Annotated in this window: 22 protein-coding genes and 1 tRNA gene; 7 read left to right on the forward strand and 16 right to left on the reverse strand. The window is 39.5% G+C overall.

Annotated elements, in window-relative coordinates:
• The gene (locus QNI15_RS25260) at window positions 1–174 is read right to left on the reverse strand and encodes a DUF3606 domain-containing protein (RefSeq protein WP_314000163.1); all 174 of its coding nucleotides are present in this window, start codon (window positions 172–174) and stop codon (window positions 1–3) included.
• A 294-nt stretch (window positions 175–468) separates the two neighbouring features.
• Between QNI15_RS25260 and QNI15_RS25265 the strand changes: the two genes are divergently transcribed.
• Together QNI15_RS25265 and QNI15_RS25270 are read left to right on the forward strand one after the other, a co-directional pair.
• On the forward strand, window positions 469–2,184 hold the full coding sequence (locus QNI15_RS25265) for an IlvD/Edd family dehydratase (protein ID WP_314000161.1): 1,716 nt from the start codon (window positions 469–471) through the stop codon (window positions 2,182–2,184).
• Between the two features lie 43 nt (window positions 2,185–2,227).
• On the forward strand, window positions 2,228–2,521 hold the full coding sequence (locus QNI15_RS25270) for a putative quinol monooxygenase (RefSeq protein ID WP_314000159.1): 294 nt from the start codon (window positions 2,228–2,230) through the stop codon (window positions 2,519–2,521).
• Window positions 2,522–2,539: 18 nt separating this feature from the next.
• On the opposite strand, the gene QNI15_RS25275 is transcribed toward QNI15_RS25270, so the two are convergent.
• The 5 genes from QNI15_RS25275 to hisG all read right to left on the reverse strand — a co-directional run bounded on the left by QNI15_RS25275 (window position 2,540) and on the right by hisG (window position 9,033).
• Window positions 2,540–4,804: a SulP family inorganic anion transporter gene (locus QNI15_RS25275; protein WP_314000157.1), complete on the reverse strand. Its 2,265-nt coding sequence runs from the start codon at window positions 4,802–4,804 to the stop codon at window positions 2,540–2,542.
• A gap of 151 nt (window positions 4,805–4,955) precedes the next feature.
• The gene (locus QNI15_RS25280; RefSeq protein ID WP_314000156.1) at window positions 4,956–5,753 is read right to left on the reverse strand and encodes a hypothetical protein; all 798 of its coding nucleotides are present in this window, start codon (window positions 5,751–5,753) and stop codon (window positions 4,956–4,958) included.
• A gap of 465 nt (window positions 5,754–6,218) precedes the next feature.
• On the reverse strand, window positions 6,219–7,502 hold the full coding sequence (hisD, locus tag QNI15_RS25285; protein WP_314034356.1) for a histidinol dehydrogenase: 1,284 nt from the start codon (window positions 7,500–7,502) through the stop codon (window positions 6,219–6,221).
• Between the two features lie 46 nt (window positions 7,503–7,548).
• A complete protein-coding gene (locus QNI15_RS25290) occupies window positions 7,549–8,109 on the reverse strand; it encodes a hypothetical protein (protein WP_314034358.1) in 561 nt (186 codons plus the stop codon).
• A gap of 63 nt (window positions 8,110–8,172) precedes the next feature.
• Window positions 8,173–9,033 (reverse strand): ATP phosphoribosyltransferase, encoded by an 861-nt coding sequence (hisG, locus tag QNI15_RS25295; RefSeq protein ID WP_313983467.1) that lies wholly within the window; start codon window positions 9,031–9,033, stop codon window positions 8,173–8,175.
• A 231-nt stretch (window positions 9,034–9,264) separates the two neighbouring features.
• On the opposite strand from hisG, the gene QNI15_RS25300 reads away from it, so the two are divergent.
• The gene (locus QNI15_RS25300) at window positions 9,265–9,750 is read left to right on the forward strand and encodes a regulatory protein RecX (protein WP_314034360.1); all 486 of its coding nucleotides are present in this window, start codon (window positions 9,265–9,267) and stop codon (window positions 9,748–9,750) included.
• Between the two features lie 268 nt (window positions 9,751–10,018).
• Here the strand turns inward: QNI15_RS25300 and QNI15_RS25305 are convergent, their stop codons facing one another.
• From QNI15_RS25305 to QNI15_RS25320, 4 genes are all read right to left on the reverse strand, one after another.
• Window positions 10,019–10,666 carry a DUF4230 domain-containing protein gene (locus tag QNI15_RS25305; RefSeq protein ID WP_313983462.1) on the reverse strand — a complete coding sequence of 216 codons (648 nt, stop codon included), beginning with the start codon at window positions 10,664–10,666 and terminating at the stop codon, window positions 10,019–10,021.
• A gap of 138 nt (window positions 10,667–10,804) precedes the next feature.
• The gene (locus QNI15_RS25310) at window positions 10,805–11,239 is read right to left on the reverse strand and encodes a hypothetical protein (protein WP_313983459.1); all 435 of its coding nucleotides are present in this window, start codon (window positions 11,237–11,239) and stop codon (window positions 10,805–10,807) included.
• A 514-nt stretch (window positions 11,240–11,753) separates the two neighbouring features.
• On the reverse strand, window positions 11,754–12,338 hold the full coding sequence (locus QNI15_RS25315; RefSeq protein ID WP_314034362.1) for a hypothetical protein: 585 nt from the start codon (window positions 12,336–12,338) through the stop codon (window positions 11,754–11,756).
• A 64-nt stretch (window positions 12,339–12,402) separates the two neighbouring features.
• The gene (locus QNI15_RS25320; protein WP_314034364.1) at window positions 12,403–13,338 is read right to left on the reverse strand and encodes a M90 family metallopeptidase; all 936 of its coding nucleotides are present in this window, start codon (window positions 13,336–13,338) and stop codon (window positions 12,403–12,405) included.
• A gap of 126 nt (window positions 13,339–13,464) precedes the next feature.
• Between QNI15_RS25320 and QNI15_RS25325 the strand changes: the two genes are divergently transcribed.
• The 3 genes from QNI15_RS25325 (at window position 13,465) to QNI15_RS25335 (ending at window position 14,734) form a co-directional block, all read left to right on the forward strand.
• A complete protein-coding gene (locus QNI15_RS25325) occupies window positions 13,465–13,938 on the forward strand; it encodes an RNA polymerase sigma factor (protein WP_314034366.1) in 474 nt (157 codons plus the stop codon).
• 4 nt (window positions 13,939–13,942) lie between these two features.
• Window positions 13,943–14,491 carry a hypothetical protein gene (locus tag QNI15_RS25330; protein WP_314034368.1) on the forward strand — a complete coding sequence of 183 codons (549 nt, stop codon included), beginning with the start codon at window positions 13,943–13,945 and terminating at the stop codon, window positions 14,489–14,491.
• 93 nt (window positions 14,492–14,584) lie between these two features.
• Window positions 14,585–14,734, forward strand: coding sequence for a hypothetical protein (locus QNI15_RS25335; protein WP_314034370.1), 150 nt, complete (start codon window positions 14,585–14,587; stop codon window positions 14,732–14,734).
• 43 nt (window positions 14,735–14,777) lie between these two features.
• Here QNI15_RS25335 and QNI15_RS25340 read toward each other — a convergent pair.
• From QNI15_RS25340 to QNI15_RS25360, 5 genes are all read right to left on the reverse strand, one after another.
• Window positions 14,778–14,860 (reverse strand) — tRNA-Leu (locus QNI15_RS25340).
• 123 nt (window positions 14,861–14,983) lie between these two features.
• Window positions 14,984–16,081 (reverse strand): redox-regulated ATPase YchF, encoded by a 1,098-nt coding sequence (ychF, locus tag QNI15_RS25345; protein ID WP_314034372.1) that lies wholly within the window; start codon window positions 16,079–16,081, stop codon window positions 14,984–14,986.
• Window positions 16,082–16,154: 73 nt separating this feature from the next.
• Window positions 16,155–16,673, reverse strand: a complete 519-nt coding sequence (locus QNI15_RS25350; protein WP_314034374.1) for a hypothetical protein — start codon at window positions 16,671–16,673, stop codon at window positions 16,155–16,157.
• 95 nt (window positions 16,674–16,768) lie between these two features.
• Entirely contained in the window at window positions 16,769–17,692 is a 924-nt protein-coding gene (locus QNI15_RS25355) for a PfkB family carbohydrate kinase (protein WP_313983378.1), read from the reverse strand.
• A gap of 115 nt (window positions 17,693–17,807) precedes the next feature.
• Window positions 17,808–19,031, reverse strand: coding sequence for a hypothetical protein (locus QNI15_RS25360; RefSeq protein WP_314034376.1), 1,224 nt, complete (start codon window positions 19,029–19,031; stop codon window positions 17,808–17,810).
• Between the two features lie 173 nt (window positions 19,032–19,204).
• Here QNI15_RS25360 and QNI15_RS25365 point away from each other — a divergent pair, with 173 nt between their 5' ends.
• Complete coding sequence (locus tag QNI15_RS25365; protein ID WP_314000131.1) at window positions 19,205–19,579, forward strand: VOC family protein; 375 nt, start codon at window positions 19,205–19,207, stop codon at window positions 19,577–19,579.
• Between the two features lie 81 nt (window positions 19,580–19,660).
• On the opposite strand, the gene QNI15_RS25370 is transcribed toward QNI15_RS25365, so the two are convergent.
• Window positions 19,661–21,127: an alpha-L-fucosidase gene (locus QNI15_RS25370; protein ID WP_314034378.1), complete on the reverse strand. Its 1,467-nt coding sequence runs from the start codon at window positions 21,125–21,127 to the stop codon at window positions 19,661–19,663.
• Between the last annotated feature and the right edge of the window lie 82 nt (window positions 21,128–21,209).

A 21,209-nucleotide genomic window follows, 5' to 3' on the forward strand; every position in this document is an offset into this window, starting at 1 on the left:
CTACATTATACCTCTCTTAAGATAATCTCTTACCGCATCAGGAGAAGTACCTACTTTGTCAACTGCTATTTGCAACTTCTCATAGTTGCACCCTAATTCTACACACCACTTGATGACCTGCCAGGTGTTGGATAGATCAATATCACTTGAAATGAATGGGCGAATTCTATTCATAGCTTTTTTCATGATTGATAACACCTCTGTTTTTGTAGATTAAAAATGAGCATCAAACAAGCACATTTTCAATGCCTTGTCAATACCCCTAAAGGGGTATTTTCTTATTTTCGCCTTATTAAAGCGTTATTATCATATTTATTTGTTACACCTAGTCTATATGCAATCAAAAAACATTGTACTTTGTAATTCTCCCATAGAATATTTCCAATAATTCTATCTATACTTGTATCTATCGACATATATGTGATCCATTATTATTCACTTTTCAATCTTTATTGCATTACCTGAATTATGGAAAAGAAACTTCGTTCTCAGCAGTGGTTTGGAAAAAAAGGCAAAGATGGTTTTATATACCGGGCTTGGATGAAAAATCAGGGTATCCCACATGATGAATTTGAAGGAAAACCTGTAATTGGCATCTGTAATACCTGGTCTGAGTTGACCCCATGCAATGGACATTTTCGGGAGTTGGCAGAATCTGTTAAAAAAGGCGTATGGGAAGCAGGCGGTTTTCCTCTAGAATTTCCAGTAACCTCATTGGGAGAAACGCTTATTAAACCAACGGCTATGCTTTACCGGAACCTGGCCAGCATGGATGTAGAAGAATCCATTCGTGCCAATCCAATAGATGGTGTGGTACTTATGTGTGGTTGTGACAAGACTACTCCTTCGCAGATTATGGGTGCCTGTAGTGTAGATATCCCCACATTGGTAATATCAGGAGGCCCTATGATGAAAGGACGTTGGAGAGGTAAATATATTGGAACTTCGGATGTATGGCATATGGCCGAACAGTACAAAACCGGAGATCTGTCACAGGAAGAGTTTGTCGAGGCCGAAGCTTGCATGGCTCGTACACCAGGGCACTGCGCTGTAATGGGTACAGCCTCTACAATGGCATCTATGGTTGAGGCGCTGGGTTTATCTCTGCCAAATAATGCATCCATTCCGGCTGCCGACTCCCGCAGAAAGGTATTGGCGCACTTATCTGGCCGACGCATTGTAGACATGGTTCGGGAAGAAATGTACCTGTCTAAGATACTTACCCGCGAAGCATTTGAAAATGCCATTATTGTCAATGCCGCTATCGGCGGTTCAACCAACTTTGTGATACACCTACTGGCAATTGCCGGACGTATTGGAGTAGACTTAAAACTGGATGACTTTGATGCATTGTCACATGATATTCCATTGATTGCCAATATTCAGCCTTCCGGAGAACATTTTATGGAAGACCTGTATTATTCTGGAGGACTCCCTGCGGTGATTAAAGAGCTGGAATCACTAATTCGAAAAGATGTGCTGACAGTGAATGGCAAAACAATGTGGGAAAACTGTAACGCAGCCCCTTGTTATGACCGGGATGTAGTTGGCACACTGGAAAATCCTTTTAAACCTCAGTCAGGAATGGCAGTAGTGAAAGGTAACCTGGCAATCAATGGAGCTGTAATTAAACCATCGGCTGCCACTCCTGCCCTGATGACTCATCGGGGTAAAGCAGTAGTGTTCGAAAACATTGAAGACTATCATGCCCGTGTAGACGACCCAGATCTAGATATTGATGCAAACTCGATTATGGTGTTAAAAAACGTAGGTCCGAAAGGTTATCCGGGTATGGCAGAAGTAGGAAATATGACTCTACCCAAGAAGCTACTCGAACAAGGCGTCACAGATATGGTACGCATTTCGGATGGTCGCATGAGTGGTACAGGATATGGTACCGTTGTATTACATGTTTCTCCAGAAGCTTCGGCAGGTGGTACACTGGCATTGGTACAAAATGGAGATTGGATCTCACTGGATGTACCAAATCGTAGCCTTCATCTGGAAGTATCCGATGAGGAGCTGGCAGAACGTCGCCGGGAATGGGAATCGCAATTACGTGCTCAACCACCTCGGGGCTACGTAAATCTGTATATTCAGCATGTAGAGCAAGCACATTTGGGAGCAGATATGGATTTTCTGAAAGGTAAGTCGGGTAGTGTGGTTACACGTGATTCTCATTAATCTGTATCATCAAATAGTCAACCACTTTAGATTAATCTCTCTTATGCTGGTTCGTATTGTACGTATGACATTCCAGACAGACAAGGTTGCAGACTTCCATACTATTTTCCGGCAGTCGCAACCTGTCATTCGCAGTTTTCCGGGCTGCTTACATGTGGAATTATTGCAGGATACAGCCAACCCGCTTATTTATAGCACATTGAGTCACTGGGAAAATGCGGCAGCACTGGAAGCTTACAGGCAATCTGATTTTTTTAGAGAAACCTGGAGCAAGACAAAAGCACTATTTTCAGACAAACCTCTTGCATTTTCGTTACACCCGGTTACAATAACCTGAAATATAGGTGGGCAGTAATTATTGCCCACTATTTTCCTCTTCCTTAAAATCCAGCTTGTAGATATGGCCATATTCATGAAAGATATCTTCTGGACGTATTTGCAGGTCTTTCACAATACCTTCACGGATGTCATACACCCAACCATGCACCCGTAACCGGGCATTGGAACTCCAGGCTTTTTGTACAACAGAGGTTTTATGGATATTATAGACCTGCTCGCGAATATTTAATTCTACCATCCGTTTAAACTTCTCATCCAGCTCAGTAATAGCATCAAGTTCTGCCCTATGCAGTCGGTATACATCTTTGATATTTAGCAGCCACTTGTCTATCAAGCCATGATATGTGTTTTCCAGTGCAGCTTTTACGCCACCACAGCCATAATGTCCACAGACAATAATATGTTCGACTTTCAGTACCTCCACTGCATACTGCAACACCGACATAAAATTTAAGTCTGTATTTACTACCAGATTGGCAACATTCCGGTGAATAAACATTTCGCCAGGTTGTGTGCCTGTTATTTCATTGGGATGCACCCGACTATCGGAACAGCTGATAAAGAAGAACCTGGGCTGTTGGCCTTTAGCCATATCTTCAAAAAAGTCAGGGTCCATATTTAACTTTTCGGCAACCCATTTCTTATTATTAACCAACAACTGCTGATATGTATTCTGAACATGGTTATGCTCATGATTGTGATTTTCAGGAAGCTTTATATTATATGTCCGATTAATCTGGTTCACAAAACCTAAAGTAATATTTTTAGCTTTGGCAGTTTCCCGAAAATCTTTGATTACCTCCAATACATCATGATCAATAAAGGTAGACTTTGTCCCATCAATCTCAACAGTACTGTCATCGGGCAGATTTTCCAGAATCTCGGCAATACTGGCTTTATTCAAAAATGAAACATGCTCGCTCAAATCAATATGTATATGTCTGTTTTTCTGATTGATCTTTGTTGTCAGAAAATACGAAGTTTTCAGATTCTCTCTCAGAATAAAAAAGATACCTACAATCATACCAATACCAATTCCTATTAGCAGATCAGTAAAAATAACGGCTACCACTGTCACAACAAAGGGTAGGAATTGGGATAATCCCAGTTTATACATTTCCTGAAAGATTTCCCATTTAGCCAGCTTATATCCTACAAAAATGAGAATGACAGCTAATGAAGCTAATGGAATGTAGTTCATGAACCGGGCAAAGAACAAAACACTCAGCAAAAGAAGTACTCCGTGAATAATAGCTGATAACTTGGATTTGGCTCCTGATAAGATATTGGTGGAGCTACGAACAATAACTGATGTAACCGGAATCCCACCAATGAGTCCAGCCACTAAATTTCCTACTCCTTGCGCCTTTAACTCTCGATTGGCAGGGGTACGTCGTTTGAGAGGATCTAGCTTATCTGTTGCTTCTATATTTAGAAGAGTTTCCAGGCTGGCAACAATAGCAATTGTAATAGCAGTAATATACACTTTGGGATTAGCTATTTGTGAGAAATCCGGAAATACTAGCAGATTTGGCACATCCTGCAAACCTTTGATCACAGGTAAACTTACCATGTGAAGGGGTTGAAGAGCTAAAGCAGGAATATATACTGAAAAAATAATATTAAGCATTGTCCCAACAAGAACCACTACCAAAGAGGCAGGAATAAACTGCAGACTACGTATGCGTTTTCCCAGTATGTCCCAGGAAAGCAAGGCTACAATGGAAACAATACTAATCAGCACCGCACCAAACTGGGGATCGCCAATGGCATTCGCAATTTCAGTAAGCGTATTCTCACCATCCAGCTGAAAAAATTCAAATTCACCTTCTGCATCTTTGTCATCACCTAATGCATGTGGAATTTGTTTCAGGATCAGGATAATCCCAATTGCAGCAAGCATCCCCCTGATAACAGCACTGGGAAAGAATAAACTAATGACTCCTGCACGAAGAAAACCCAGTATAATTTGTAAAATGCCTGCAATAACCACTGCCAGTAGAAATGTTTCAAAATGATTATCGACTCTGTGTATACCGCTTAATACAATAACAGTAAGTCCAGCAGCAGGTCCGCTGATGCTCAGGGAAGATCCGCTCAGTGAACCAACCACAAGACCGCCAATAATTCCGGAGAGAACCCCTGAGAACAAGGGGGCTCCAGAAGCAAGCGCGATCCCTAAACACAATGGTAATGCAACTAAAAATACGACTAGCCCTGAACGGAAGTCGTCCCTGAAATGTGCGAACAAATCAGGTGCACCTGCTTGATTATTTTTCATTTGACCGGGGATAACTAATTAGTCAAATTTACAAGAAAAAATAGGCTAAAACCAAGCTTAATGATGAAAGGATGACTAGTCTTTCGAAAGAAAGAAGAAAGGCACTTTCACACAGAAAATGAACAACTTACTTTCATTTACCCCCTTAGATCTATCTAAACATTTGCTGAATATCAGACTGTATGTCGAACAAATCACTCATAGTATATAATCCAACAGACGCTGTTAAATGTTCGTTTGCAGGTGTGTTTTCAATACATGCGCCAATCAACTGAATTTGATTGGCAAGATCTGGCATATACTTCATTCCATAGATAGCAAAACGGGTAATTCTCTCTTTGCCATCATTGTATCTCTGCCCTTTTGCCGTTCGATTGTCCAGATCTTGAATTATGGGAACACGATCAAACTCTCCTTCATAAAATTCAATAATTGGAGCTTCGTTAGGTCCTGTTAGCTTATGTATATATGCTGCGTAAAACTTTCCGTTCAATTGTATAGATACTACATCTTTTGGTCTGTAAAAGGTGATACTCTCAGGCATCGCAGGTTTACGTTTTAACGCAACAGGGGCAGCACTTATCACCTTTTTAATCTCTTCTGACTTTCTGAAAAAGTCATCACTCAATACAACCTCCTGATTCAATTGATCAATCGCCTGGATGGCATTTTGAGTCAGTACTGGATCAGCAAAACCATACTTATGGAGTGTAACGGCTAAAGCAAGAACAGCCTTCTGCTTATAATGTTCTGATACTTCTTTGCTATCAGCATGTAGTATACAATTCCAGCGCAATAAAAGCTTTGGGAGAATATAGGCAAGATGACTTTGTTGGTTTCCCTGTTTATCATAAGCCATGGCATACCAGGTTAGCCTTGAAATGTCATCGTCAATAGATTGTACCAGATATTTAGCTGCTAGTTTGTCTAGGATTTGCTGATGTGTCATACTAATTTTATTTACTTTCCTTCAAGTCCAAAGAAGAGTGGTTCTGTTAAATTAAATATGGGGATGGCAAAAGTATCAATTCTTTTGACAGCACAACTTTCTATTGATGCAAAACAGCTGACAATAATCAGCAGTCTGATATGCTAAAAAGATGATCAGAATTCCGATAGTTTGAAAAAATGACCGGAACTCCAGTCAAGCAAAAGTTTGAACTAAATTCCGGTCAAACTCAAAAGTGACCATTATTCGAATAATTTTTGAAAATGATCGGTATTCCATTCAAACGCAAAAATGATTTAAATAATGGTCAAAAACACCTTTGATTAGCAACCTATATCCTATTGCTAAGTAGCTCCCTCTGAACAGAATTCCGATCATTTTGTAAAGTCCTCCGAATAAAAAAATATCCATGCTGTTCAGAACAGCATGGATACAAACTAAGTATGAATATGCTAACTATTTTTATCAGATCAAGGATGCCAGACGAATGCTTACTGCATTTTTATGAGCCATCAGTTCTTCTGCCTCTGCCATCTGTTCTACAATAGGTCCTACCTGCTGAATACCACTAGCTGTAATCTGCTGGAAGGTAATTTTTTTCACAAAGCTATCTACTGATACGCCACTGTATGCACGGGCATATCCATTGGTAGGTAGTGTATGGTTAGTACCAGACGCATAATCTCCTGCTGCTTCGGGTGTATAGTGTCCCATAAATACAGAACCGGCATTGGTTACCAGTGGAGCAAGGCTTTCAGCCCGGTCTGTAGCCAGAATCAGGTGTTCAGCGGCATACTGATTGAGTAACTCAATCGCTTCAGCTTCACCCTTTACCAGAATAGCTTTGCTGTGTTGCAGTGTTTGTGCTGCCATTGCCATTCGGGGAAGTTGTTTTACTTGCTCTTCTATCTGCTTCTGAGCCTCCTGAATTAACTTTTCACTCACAGACACCAGAAATACGTGGCTGTCTACTCCATGTTCAGCCTGAGACAACAGGTCAGCAGCTACAAAGGCAGGATTAGCCGTATCATCTGCATATACAGCCACCTCAGATGGTCCCGCAGGCATATCAATAGAGATACCTTCCTGAGAAACGATCTGTTTGGCAGCAGTAACATACTGATTACCCGGCCCGAATATCTTGTATACTTTCGGTACCGACTGTGTACCATAGGCCATAGCACCAATAGCCTGTGCCCCTCCTACTTTAAAGATTTTATGAATACCAACCAGATGGGCAGTATACAAAATGGCAGGATGCACTTTTCCTTCTTTATTAGCAGGGGTGCAAAGTACAACCTCTTTACATCCAGCTATCTGAGCAGGAACACCCAACATCAATACAGTTGAAAACAAAGGTGCTGTACCTCCAGGTATATATAGGCCTACTTTATCAATTGCCACACTTTTACGCCAGCAAGTTACTCCTGGCATAGTTTCGATAGGCTCGGGTTGTTGCAGTTGTGCCTGATGGAAAGTAGTAATATTGTTTCGGGCAGCCTGGATAGCAGCTTTTAATTCCTCTGATAATACTTGTTCTGCTTCCTGTATCTCTACTTCGGAAACCTGTAATTGTGAAAGGCTTACCTTGTCAAACTGTTCTGTAAAACGAACTAGCGCAACATCTCCTTCCTGACGAACCTGATCAAGAATAGGAACAACCCTCTGCCGGATATCTGCTGCACTGGCAACCGGACGAATAATCAGTTCAGGCCAGACAGAGACAGAAGGATAAGATATAAACTGCATAACGTAAATCGGTATAAATGTATTGAATGTCCCTCTTTGAAAACACTTACGGATTCCAGGACTTGGGAAGAGGAGTAGTCTCTAAATAATATCGGCAGGGCTGATACTTGTGAATAAAGGTAAGCATGTCATTGACACGTTCTTCTATTTCTACATAATAGTCAGAATGAAGCTTCTCTGCTTTATTTACAATTATCCTTGCTCTTTTTACTACATATTCAGCAAAGTTATCAGCACGTTTTGACTTCTTTTCCAGCATATCTTTTTGCCGGGTAAACGGCTCATTGATTAATGCCAGTAACAGAACAACTTCACCAAACTTATCTTTCGTCACCTTTTCATGTCGGGTGATCTGACCACTTTTTTCACGCATAGCCATCATCAGCCAACCCGGTGTGTCATAGTGTTCATTCGAAGCCATTTCTATGATTTGCTGAAGCAATTCATTCCGTCTGTCCAATGTATCATTATCATCCCCGAGCAACTGATGTTCCAGTTTTTCAGTAAGCAAGGTATCTTTGGAAATAAGCCGGATCAGCAACTTGTCTTTTTCTTTCTGAGGCATTTCCAGAATTGCCTTCTCTACATGTTTAGCAATCTTTGGCATAGTTTGTAAATGGTAATGAAACAAAATATACTAAATGTATGCCATTGGGAAATAGTGTACCCGTTACATAATCATTTTTTCAATCGGAACTACCAGAATACCCTGTGCACCTGCCGCTCTCAGATTATCAATGATATCCCAAAAAGCATTTTCATTGATTACAGAATGAATAGAAACCCAGCCTTCTTCTGCCAAGGGCACAATCGTAGGACTTTTCATTCCTGGTAAGATAGATGTAATCTTAGCAACTGCATCCTTAGGTGCATTGAGCAAAATGTATTTGTTATTTTTGGCAGCCTGTACTGATTTAATACGGAATATTAGCTTATCCAGAATTTGTTGCCGGGCAGGACTCAAATTAGGATGCGCAATCAATACAGCCTCAGAGCGGAATATTACTTCCACTTCCTTCAAACCATTGCTCATCAGGGTGCTACCTGAACTTACAATATCACAGATGGCATCAGTCAGTCCGATGCTGGGAGCAATCTCTACCGAACCACTGATTTCATGGATATCTGCTTCAATTTTATGTTCCTGCAAAAAGTTTGACAGGATTCGAGGATAGGATGTAGCAATTCGTTTTTGATGTAGATCAGTAAGCTGCCGATAATCGTCCCCACGTGGTACAGCTAAAGACAAACGGCATTTGCTGAACCCCAGACGATGGACAAGGTCTACCTTTTGATGAGTTTCAATCAGAACATTTTCTCCCACAATACCAATATCCGCCACACCATCCGCTACATAACCAGGGATATCATCATCTCGAAGGGAAAGAAACTCGGCAGGAAAGTTAGCAGCTTCTGATTTTAGCTTGCCAGTTCCGTTGTTAAATTGAATGCCACACTCCCGAATCAGATTGAGAGAGTCTTCACTAAGCCGTCCTGACTTCTGGATGGCAATACGGATCATTTCAGACATATTCAGATAAAGAGTTAGCAGTAAGCAGTTTGTCAGTAGGTGTTAAGTTGTTGCGAGAGATTTCTTCCCAAGCCTGCTTACTGGCCAGTACCTACTGTTTTGAGCCCGCAAAGGTAAACAAAGAAATGGTTGTGTGTAAATTCTGATAAAATAATATCTTTGTTAGGTCGTCATTCCTCAGCAAACGTTTAAAGTAATTACCCATAGACGATAAAACTGAATTATAGTATCATGCCAGCTAAACAACCCAAGTTTTATTCTCCTGCCGATGCCTATGTAAAAGCTACAGCCTTTTGTGCCTACCAGGAACGTACACAGCAGGAGGTAAGAGAGAAACTATATACCTATGGATTGGAAGAAGACGAAGTAGAGGAAATCATTGTCAGACTGCTTCAGGAGAACTTTGTAAATGAGGAACGATTCGCCAAAACCTTTGCAGGCGGTAAATTTCGTCTGAAGAAATGGGGACGCATTAAAATACGTCTGGAACTTAAAGCACGTGGCTTATCAGCTTATTGTATTCAGAAAGGAATGGATGAGATAGACCCGGAAATTTATTGGGATACCCTACTGGAACTTGCTGATAAGAAAAATGCATCAGAAAAAGAGCCCAATCCTCTTGTTCGCAAACAGAAAGTAGCCCGATTTCTTTTGGGTAAGGGATACGAGCAAGATCTGGTATGGGAAGCTGTGAATTCTGTAAATGAGGAAGAGTGATTACCCTCTTTATTTTTTGTCCTATAAAAGACATACGCCCTTTTGGAAAAATCACACTCTCCTCTGTCCTTTTGAAAGAATCTCTTGACAAATAGAGCCGCGTTTGGTTTCTGAAAAGATTTTTTCCAGATACAAAGGCCGCCGGTCTTGCCACGAGATTCTTTCAGAAGGACAAAAAAAGGGGATAGCGATTGTTTCGAGAAGATAGCGAGGAATGGTTTCTTTTAGAGGTTAAGTTTACTAAACGCCTTACCTTGACTACATTATTCTAACGTCCCAACTCATCAAATCTACCTTTTAACCGATAGCGGATAAATACCTTTTTACCAGATGATTTTTCCAGAAGGGGTTGAAGTATCCGGGATGCATTGGTACGAGTTTGTTCCAATATTCCCATATCCAAGGCAGATTGTTTGATCTGAACTTCTGCTTTTTTATATGCTTCATTGATCATAACCGCTTGTTCATCTACATTCTTTACATCATATACCTTAGACTGGTCATGATTGATACGATAGTAACATAACTCCGGCTCTGGCAGAAAAGCAATTAATGTATCTCCTTCTGTCACCAGATCGGAACCCTTAATCTTTGTCAGGTCAATACAGCCAACAGCTTCACCTTTCACGATTAAGACAACCTTGGCATTTTCGAGAGGTATGGTCAACGGTATCCATTCTTTGATAGCCTTGTTTTCTATTAACTCACGTTTCTTCTCGTATTCGAGAATATCCTTGAAGTTGTAACGTACCAGTTCCAGTTTACCAATCCGATTGATTTCCTGCAAGACAGTAGTATGTGAGATCTGTGTTTCGGCAGGGGGTAGTTCCGGATGATAAAAGAATTTGATATAAATAGCGATACTTCCTGCAATAATCAGTATCAGAATAAATAGACGAGAAATAATACGGATCATGCTAATGAAATGATCAAATACAATACCAAATGTATAGAATTATAATAAAAAACCCGCAAGGATGGTGGTAATCCTGCGGGCGCGTAGCGGCATATTGGAGTGGGGCCGCCACTTTACGTATCTATCAATAGGTATCATTTACTCCTGGATATACAGCCACTTGACTGCATTTACCAGAGAGGTAAATAATTCGATTTGTACAGTAGGAGGTATAACAAGAGAGTTATTGGCATTAAATAAACGCCATTCCTGCTCTGGAGGAGTCAATTGAGCTATATATCGTAAACCTTGTTCATTAGCAGTCGGCAACCATTCATTCACCAGCCAACGATTAATTTCAGGTAATAACGGGCTATATTTAATAGCATAGCTGTCAATAATCAAACGCGAACAGTGGTTCTGCTCAATAAATTCCAGGCACTCTCCAAATCCTTTGCGGGCTTCAATAAAGGTTAATTGATTTGCACAACTTACAAATAACCATTGATTGACCTTGTCGTAATAGACGACAATATTATCAGTATCAAACTTTAATTTCATATTTCCGTAACTGGTAGCTTTAGAGGTTTTCATAGTTACTCATTAATACTATATTCCTACCATTATTTACTAACAATTAGATTAACCCTGTGTTTCCTTAGATAAACGCAAATTCTACAGGCATTAACTTATATGCGATATCTTTTTTACAGATATCTTTCTAACACAAATAGCATACCAGCCTTATACTCTTTCAAGTTGGTGTGCTATGAAATATTTATTGCAAAATACCTGTTTGAAATAGTTTACCTTTTCAAATAACCTTCACTAATAGTATATGAACGTCAGAACACATTGTGGATGAAGTCATTAGCGCTACCAATATCTTTCAACATGCTACAGTTATGGAACAATTTACTCTTTTATTTATTGCTATAATTTTTTTAGGAATGGGACTTGCTACACACCTCACAGAGAAAAAGCATAGCTCACATTAATTGGTTTTACGACTAGGTTTAAAATGCCAAAAGGCTCTCTTACTTATAAGAGAGCCTTTTTATTGGTAGAAGATACAGAAGAACTGATCTTCAATCTCAGACTTGGAACTTTATGATTTTTCTTTCTGCCTTACTCTTTTCAAGAGTTGCAGATATATTTCCACTTCATCCTTCTTTAACCCTATTTTTCTTAAATCATTACGTAGACTAGGAGAATTATTATTAATTTTTGAATAGTCAATATATATCAATTTCCCTAACTTTTGTGAGGCAAAGTCCCAATAGATATTTCCTGACTTTATAGTATATAAAGGAGGATTTTTCGTTTCAGCAGTTGTGTCTCTCTTGGCATTACATTCAACAACTTGCTTTCCATTAATAAGATACGCTGTATCAGTATAGATTGCTGCTATTGAATCTAATTTCCAAAGTTCAATATTGTTACTATTATAAATAGTCATAATATTGAAGTCGCAAGGCCCTTTAAATCTTTCTTTAAATTCAAGAGTGGCTATAAATGTATTTTTTGCATTCTGTAAGTGTTTATAATATACACCAACAGGAGACAAACATTCTTCCATGTAGTCTTTGAAAAGTAAATCAAGAGGATAATTGATTATCCGAGGCTTTACAGTTTGACAATTTACATTAGATGCAAAAGCCATCCATGAAAGTAAAATAAGTAAGATTTTCATATTATCTCTTAGTATAGCCAAAAAGCTTATATAGTTTCAAGAATAAGTAAATTTTCCAACTGTACTATAAAATACCACCCTGATGAAAGATGGATAGTAAATAAGTATACAATTTCGGATGTCTTTCATGAAACTTTACTGGATTATTGAAGAAATACTCACTTACTACAGCCAAAAATTCAGCATTGTTTGTCAGGCCGTATGGATTGATATCCGAATGCCCTTTCTGAATACTATCAATCTCCTGTTTGACGGCTTGCAGCCATCCACTTGTATAAGAATGATTTAGGAATATTTCAGGTAAACCATCCACTGCTCCATCTTCTTTATCAAGCAAATGTACAAACTCATGAATGCCAACATTATTTTTATTGACGGTACCATTAAATCCTGCTATCAGATCAGGCTTTGATAAAATCATACTATGCTCCATGAACCGATTGCCGACCATACCCGTAATACGCTGTTCATGCCCCTCGTAACGTGTTGTCTGAAAGGATTCGTCGAAAGAATTAGGATAGATTAATATTTCGTGAATAGAACGATAATCATAGAAAGGAAACGCAAATGTAGGAATTATAGCACTGGCAGCTACCAATAGTTTAATTGTATCGTCAATCTCAGTATCTATTCCTTCAATCTTCTTTTCTGCCAGAAAAAACTGAACCCGTGTATTAAATATTTCTTTTTCCGGTTCTGTGAGGTTCTGATAATAGGTAGAATGGTCTTCCAGATAGTGCTTCCATGCTTCTGGAAAAGGAGTATTAATCAGCTTTAGCCGTCTATAATACTTCTTATTGTATTGCCAGTGTACCATACCAATACATATCCAAAGCAACAAACAAATACTTGTAGCAATCCCAAGCTTTTCTGCAGGACTGATGATATATAATAAGCCTGCGGTAAGAAAAGCAAACAGCCCTGTCCAAAGCTGACTACTAAGTAACTTTTTCCGATAAGTAGATTGATATGTGATTGTATGATCTGAAGGGATAATCATAGAATGGTGTAAGTTGGTCGCAAGTAGCTTTATTTCAATTATTTTTTGCCAATGTGTAAGTTTTGGATTTTAAAAACAACTTATTCTGTAAAATACAATAAGATGATAGTTGAACTCCACTAATCAATGGAAAAGGTATTCTTAAAAGCTATTCATGAACACCAGAACCTTATTTATAAGATATGCCGTTTGTATCGCGATACAAAGGAAGATCAGAAAGATTTATTTCAGGAGATTGTGTTTCAACTCTGGAAGGCCTTTCCTCACTTTCGGGGTGAGTCTAAAATTACTACCTGGATGTATCGCATAGCATTAAACACTGCTATACTGGAATTCCGGAAATCAAAACCTCATATTTCGTATTCAGACCAACTGCCAGACAAAGTATCTGTACCAGGTCGGTCAGAAGAACTGGATCAGGAAGAACAAATGTATCAATTGTTTAGGCGCCTGAATGTTTCTGAACGAGCCATACTTACTTTGTATCTGGAAGAATATTCCTACAAAGAAATCGCAGACATTACCGGAATTACCGAAAACTATGTAGGTGTAAAAATCAATCGTATCAAAGAAAAACTTAAATCACTCTCAAACAGATAACTCTATGGATTTCGAATCACTAAAATCAAATTGGGAAAAATCTCAAGGCAGCCCCAAACAGGAATCAGAACTAAAACAAATGACCCATATCAATCAACATCCGGCCTTAAAAAAGATACGAGTGAGACTGATATTGGAAGCAGGACTTCTGGTATTTATATTATTTATCTACAGAGACTGGTTTGACGGAGCCCACAAACCGCTCTATATTAATATACTTTTGGGAATCAGTATTTTTCTGTTTATTCTCAATGATGTGTTGAGCTATCTGGCGATAAGGAATCCTGTTGTGTCAAGTACTATAAAAACATCTGTAGAAAAACATATTGTTACATTAAGGCGACTCTCTGTCTTTTCATTGCTTGCTTCTGCTATTTACAGTGCGTTCCTTTTGAGTTTTCTTACTTCTACTATTCACTTTACTACTATCAAATACTTTATGCTGGCGGGTATTATTTGTACGATGCTAATTCTGCTTTACGCTTCTTATTGGCACTGGAAGAAGCGAATTCGTAGTTTCGCTGAGGTTATTAAGGAGTTTACAGACGTATAAAGACCTTCTGATTTCGTTTTCTTACAATTTTAGGATAAGTCTGGCTACTACTTTTGATGCATACTTTAATATTCACTCAAAACACACATCAAAATGGAACGGACAACACATGTAACGTTTGACAAGTCAGCATATAACCCTGTTATATTCAAAACATACAAGCTTGTCAAGAAACTAACCAAGTACACTATCTACATTACAATGTTGTATTTTATGTTTGAAGGATTTATGGCATGGAAGTAGATAAACAAAAAGGCGATCTTTAAAAGATCGCCTTTTTGTTTAGTACCCGAGGCCGGAATCGAACCGGCACTCCGTGAAGGAACACGATTTTGAGTCGTGCGCGTCTACCAGTTCCGCCACTCGGGCTTGTAAATTTGGAAACGGACTGCAAAGGTAGAGAATTCTATTTTCAGAGCAAGCATTTGCGTTAAAAAATATTTATCAGAATTATATTACACTGATACTCAACCTTTTCAGTTCATATTCTACTTAGACGTTAAAGCGGAAGTGCATGATATCGCCGTCTGCTACCACATATTCTTTACCTTCCACAGATATTTTTCCAGCTTCACGACAGGCCGCTTCAGACTTGTATTTTTCATAATCAGCGATCTTGATTACTTCTGCACGAATAAATCCTCTCTCAAAATCTGAGTGAATCACACCGGCTGCCTGGGGTGCTTTCCAGCCTTTACGGATAGTCCAGGCACGTACTTCTTTCACACCAGCTGTGAAATAGGTAATCAGATCCAACAATGCATACCCTGCACGTATCATCTGATCCAACCCTGACTCCTTCAATCCATACTCACTCAGAAACATTTCCTTCTCTTCCTGATCTGTAATCTCAGCAATTTGGGCTTCCAGAGCTGCACAAATACGTAATACCTGAGCACCTTCTGGTTTTACAGCTTCGCGTAAGGCCTTCACATAATCATTGTCTTCATGCAGATTGTTTTCATCCACATTAGCAATGTATAACATTGGTTTTAATGTTAGCAAAAACAAATCGGCAACGGCTTCTCTCTCTTCTTCTGTTGCGTCCATGGTACGGGCATTCTTGCCTTGTTCCAGGTGAGCTTTATATCGTTGTAAGGCTGCCAGTTCTGATTTTGATTTGGCATCCCCGGCTTTGGCAGCACGTTCTACCTTAGATAGCTTCTTCTCTACCGAATCCAGATCCTTTAACTGCAATTCGAATTCAATCACTTCTTTATCTGAAGCAGGGTTGACAGGACCTGAAGAACGTACAATATTCGGATCATCAAAGCAACGAATTACATGTACGGTTGCATCTACTTCCCGAATGTTGGTAAGAAAGGCATTCCCACGACCACCACCTTTGCTAGCACCTTTTACCAGACCTGCAATATCTACAAACTCAATAGTAGCAGGTACCACACGCTGAGGATTCACAATACCTTCTAATATCTGTAACCGTTGGTCAGGTACATCTACGATACCGATATTGGGATCAATGGTAGCAAACTCGTAATTGGCTGCCACATTCTGAATATTGGTCAAAGCTGAAAAAAGAGTAGATTTTCCAACATTAGGTAGACCTACGATCCCACATTGAAGACCCATGGAGAAATATAAATTAATAAGTGAATAGTAAATGTTAAAAATGCGGGGGCGAAGTTAATAAAATAAATCAGAATTATTGTCCTTTCACCATTCGCAGTAATTTGGTGGCTCTGCTTTTAAACGCTGGTTTCTCATACGGCAAGTGATCTTCTACCAGCAGACAAAGCTCCTGTTGCAGTTCTTCGTATTGTTGGCAGATATTAGCAGCTACAGTAATAGCAAAAGCCCGGATTGCACTGGGTTGAGACCGATCTTTGAGAATAACAAAGCAGAAATCAATAATTTCACCTTCCAGTTCTTCAGGGATAGTTATATTCTGCAACAATCGTAATACATTCCGGGTTACGGCAGGGTGTATATCTTTTTGTTGTGCTATCGTAATGATCTGTGATAAATAGGGTTGTATCAAATCCGGGTACTCCTCTACACAATACGAAACAGGCCATGCAGCTCTCTGACTCAGGCGATATTCTCCACTTAAAAACAGCTCTATCAGCTCAGAAAATCGTTGCGAGTCATAGGAAATGTATTTTGCTATTGCCAGTGTGTTTTCTTTGCTATGTTCCTTTAGTAATTGTTCTTTCAGATTCATTGACTACTAGTGTATTCATTTGTAACAGGTATGACTGTCAATATAAATAAAAAGCCCTGTCTGTAGCAGACAGGGCTTGCGTATCATCAGAAATATTACGCCATTGTGATTTCAAACTGCACCAGATCAACAAACTCCTGCACTCTGCTATCCAGTTCGTTCTTATCCAGATTTACGATCCGCTCTGTACCAAACTTCTCCACACAGAAAGAAGCCAAAGCCGAAGCATAGATAATACCCCGTTTCATGTTGTCAAAAGAAATATCACCTGTGCTAGCCAGATACCCAATGAAACCACCTGCAAACGTATCACCAGCTCCTGTTGGGTCAAATACTTCTTCCAGAGGAAGTGCTGGGGCAAAAAACACCTGATCTTTTTTAAACAGATAAGCTCCATGCTCACCTTTTTTAATAATCAGATACTTAGGCCCTAATGTTAAGATTTTAGAAGCAGCTTTACGCAATGAGTATTCTCCTGACAACTGGCGAGCTTCCTCGTCATTAATAGACAACACATCCACATGGTTGATCACATCCATCAGTTCATCCCATGCAGTATTCATCCAGAAGTTCATCGTATCCATCATAATTAACTTTGGACGGCGTTTCAAACGCTGAATAACCTGCTTCTGAACAGCAGGAGTCAGATTCCCCAGCATCAAAAACTCACAGTCCTGATAAGATTCCGGAATAACAGGATCAAATGTTGCCAATACATTCAACTCAGTTACCAGTGTATCACGGCTATTCATATCGTTGTGGTAACGACCTGACCAGAAAAACGATTTTTCACCAGCTTTGATCTGCAAACCTTCTGTGCTGATACCATGCTCCTGAAGCATAGTAATATCAGAAGTAGCAAAGTCATCTCCAACCACTGCCACCAGTTTCACATCTTTTGTAAAATAAGAAGCCGCCAATGTTATATATGTAGCAGAGCCACCAATGATTTTATCTGTTTTTCCAAAAGGTGTTTCGAGGGCATCAAATGCCACCGTTCCCACTGCGATTAAGCTCATTTCGTTGATAGTTAATTGTTTAGATGGTATATATTCTATAAAGACTCAAAAGTAGTACTTTTTTCCAGGAATTAATTCTGAAAAGAGGTCAGGAGTAAACACCTGGCTGTAATTTTCAAGATGGATTCGTCTTGGCTGGTCCTTTTTTGAGAATCGGATGCCGCTCAAAAGGCTTGGATTCATCAAATAGCTTTCGGTAAGTAGCATGCACCTTTATGATTTTGCCACCCATTAATTCAACCACTTTCATCATAGGTGGGTTAAAATCTCCTATCCAGTTCATCTCCAGATCGTCGTATCGGTCATAATGATCCTGAATAAGGTCTCTGGCAGCCATTACAATAGCTGCATCAACAGCTTTTCCCTGATGCTCAGGTACAACTCCAAAAACTACTCCAAACATTTTCCGGGATGTACCACGCCACTGGTGCCACAGAAACTTAATCTTAGCAAGCAAATCAAATTTTCCGTTCATATGGCGGAAAATCTGATTCATTTCGGGTAGCATCACAAAAAAGCCAATAGGCTCTCCTTTATAATAACCAAACCAGATCAGTTTTTCATCGATAATTGGCTTGAGTTGTTTCATTATGGATCTGCTTTGTTCGTAACTCATCTCACCCTCACCTGCTTTAATTTCTCCCCATGATCTATTAAATATAACCCGAAAATCCTCTGTATATTTCTCCAGGTTATTCTTTTTAATATGGTCAAATGTATAATCAGGGTTACTACGAACACGATCTGCACGAGCAAATACTGCAGGATGCAAAGGAGCCTTTACTGTGCGGTAATATGTATATTGATTAAAAAATACTTGAAAACCATACGCTTCAAAGAGTTCTTTGTAATAGGGCATATGGTAAAACATACCATAGTTTGGAGGTAAGAAACCATCAACCAGCAGTCCCCACCACTGATCTCTTTCTCCAAAGTTGATAGGACCATCCATGGCTTCCATACCTCGTGCTTCAAGCCACTGCTTGCAGGCATCAAACAATGTAAAAGCAGCTTTCTGGTCATTGATACATTCAAAGAACCCCATTCCCCCAGTAGGCTGGTCCTTTCTTATTGTTCCATCAGGAAGAGTCCACGTCTTAACCGTTGACTCCCGATCAATAAAAGCGGCTACGCGCCCAATTACTTTACCGCTACTATCCTGCAACAACCAACGTATACATTCTCCATGTTTGAAAAACGGATTCTTTGCAGGGTCAAACACCTTTTCAATGTCCTGATCCAATGGCCGAATCCAGTTAGGTTCGTTTTTATAGATACGAACAGGCAATTCCAGAAATTCTTTGCGGTGTGCAGGAGTTGTAACTTCGATTAGTTGCATAAGTTGGAATGTACATCTTGAAGCGGCAAAAATAGTATCTTTTTTTTGACAAAGGTGTGCTTCTTTTGTAGAAGTCTAGTAAAGTTAATCTTAATTCAACTCCTTTTTTGCCTTTGTAAATGGGTTCGTGTATTTTCGAGGTCTTATTTTTACCATACCAGATTAGACTTTGTATGAATATACAGTTACTCAATCATGTGGCAGTACATGTCGCAGATGTAAAGACAAGCATCTCATTTTATCGTGATATTCTGGGATTACCTCAATTACCCAGGCCAGCTTTTGATTTTCCAGGTGCCTGGTTTCGTATTGGAACAACACAGGAAATACACCTAATTGGCAATCGTACAGAGGCCGTACATTCGCATTCAAGAGGAACTCATTTTGCCTTACAGGTAGATAACATAAAAGCCGTTGAAGCTGAGCTAAAAGCAAAAAATGCAACATTTACAGGCCCTAAACAACGTCCTGACGGCAACTGGCAGATTTTTATTGTAGATCCGGATGGACATTGGATTGAACTATGTGAAATTCGGAATACAATCTAGATTATTTGCAATCTTCACTACCAACAAAAAAGCAACAGATTCAGAATCTATTGCTTTTTTGTATTTATTTATCTAACCGCCTCATTTAAATTCATCTACTCCTGTATCTTTTGCAGAGGCTTTGTATATGCCAATCTCTGAAATTAACAGGGGAGTACCTGCTGTTCCAATTGTCATCCTGACTTGTGTAGCAGTTACAGGCTTTATACGCAACAATCGCTTATATCCGATTGTAGTTCCTTTTGCCACGAACTCCCATTTACCATCTACAAAAGCCTCAACAGTAAATGTATTCACTCTTTGTCCAAATTCAATAGGTTCAGCTAGGGAAATCCGATCAAAAGTAGTTGCTCTTCCAAATGGAATAGTAATCATAGCCTGACTTACTCCATCTTCTGTTGCCCAGAACGTTTTGGAGCTTCCATCTGTCGTATTCTGTGCCAGATACTCTTTGCTACGGAAATGATCTGCCTTAGCACTTTTATTCAAAGCCAGATTGGTTCTAAAAGTCTCAGTTACTACTGTTCGAAATTCTTTTAACCGCTCCACGTCATTCTCATGGATCAGTCCCCGACGATCCGGAGGTAAATTAAGAAGCAATACTGCATTCCTCCCTACTGATTTATAATAGATATCCAGCAAATGTTCCAATGATTTTACCTTACTGTCTTCTGACGCATGATAAAACCAGCCTGGACGAATCGACACATCACACTCACCTACTAACCAATCTTTGCCATCAGCCTGACCAGTATTCAGGAATTTGTATCCGGGTGAGTTAGCCTGTCCGATCCCTATTGAGCTTTTATCCAGTAATGACCAGTTCGTTTCACCGGCAAAGCCCTTCTCATTACCCATCCAGCGTACATCAGGACCTGCATCTGAGAAGATTACAGCTTTAGGCTGAAGTTCACGTATGATAGCTCTATACCCTTCAAAATCATACTCCATATTTTTTGCATTCTCTCCTTTGGCTCCGTCCATCCATACTTCACTGATCTCACCATAGTTTGTCAGCAATTCACGTAGTTGATTTTTGTAATAATCATTGTATGTACTCGTTCCATAAGCAGGTTCATGACGATCCCAAGGAGACAAATATATCCCAAACTTAATTCCAGCTTCCTTACAAGCCTCTGATAGTTCTTTTACAATATCCCCTTTTCCCCCTTTGTATGGGCTATTCTTGATAGAGTGTTCGGTATACTTGCTTGGCCATAAACAAAATCCATCGTGATGCTTTGCAGTCAGAATAATTTGTTTGAGACTACCATCTTTACAAGCTTTTACCCATTGCTTTACATCTAATTCAGATGGGTTAAAGATTTTAGGGCTTTCAGTTCCATCTCCCCACTCTTTATCAGTAAAGGCATTAACAGTATAGTGAATGAAGGCGATGGTTTCAAGCTGCTGATAAGCAAGTTGTCTGGGTTGAGGTGTAACAGCCAATGGTGTTACAGCTTTAGGAGCATTCTGAGCCTGAACTACCAAAGGTGCAACTAATAAAAGTAATTGTGTCAGGCGCAGAGAAATGCAGTTTTTTTGCATAAAAACTAACTATTGAATAATAAAACAAGAATATAATGTAGCATTGCGTTGCCTTTTCAAAGGAAATTTAAAATGTGGAATT

It is taken from the genome of Xanthocytophaga flava, from assembly GCF_030068545.1.
Lineage (GTDB): Bacteria > Bacteroidota > Bacteroidia > Cytophagales > 172606-1 > Xanthocytophaga > Xanthocytophaga flava.